The organism is Pseudoalteromonas sp. S3785 (assembly GCF_005887365.1).
Classification (GTDB): Bacteria; Pseudomonadota; Gammaproteobacteria; order Enterobacterales; family Alteromonadaceae; genus Pseudoalteromonas.
Genome location: NZ_PNCT01000151.1, coordinates 1 through 335 on the forward strand (window position 1 = coordinate 1; position 335 = coordinate 335).

1 pseudogene is annotated in these 335 nt (G+C 37.9%); it reads left to right on the forward strand.

Annotated elements, in window-relative coordinates:
• Positions 1 to 71 precede the first annotated feature (71 nt).
• Positions 72 to 335: pseudogene (locus CWC17_RS19475) on the forward strand (IS982 family transposase); the annotation flags it as partial.

Genomic DNA, 335 nt, shown 5'->3' on the forward strand with positions numbered 1-335 from the left:
GATAAGAGTACCGTAGCACTCGCAAGAATAACTTAGATGAAAATTCAGTTGCTGTCGATGATTTTTGTTTATTGTTTGCACATAAAAGGCTTAAACACCTAATCGAATCAGGTGAAAAGCAACGCATTAAGCCATCTCGACTATCCTCTAGCGAAGTGATGACTATATTAATTGCTTTTCATCAATCAGGTTATCGCGATTTTAAAACTTACTACACCAAATTTGTTTGTCAGTATTGGCGACATTATTTTCCTGATTTAGTCAGTTATACACGTATGTTGAAGTTACTTCAGGCCACGTTACCCGCTCTGTGCAGCTATCTGAAGCAGCGCTTT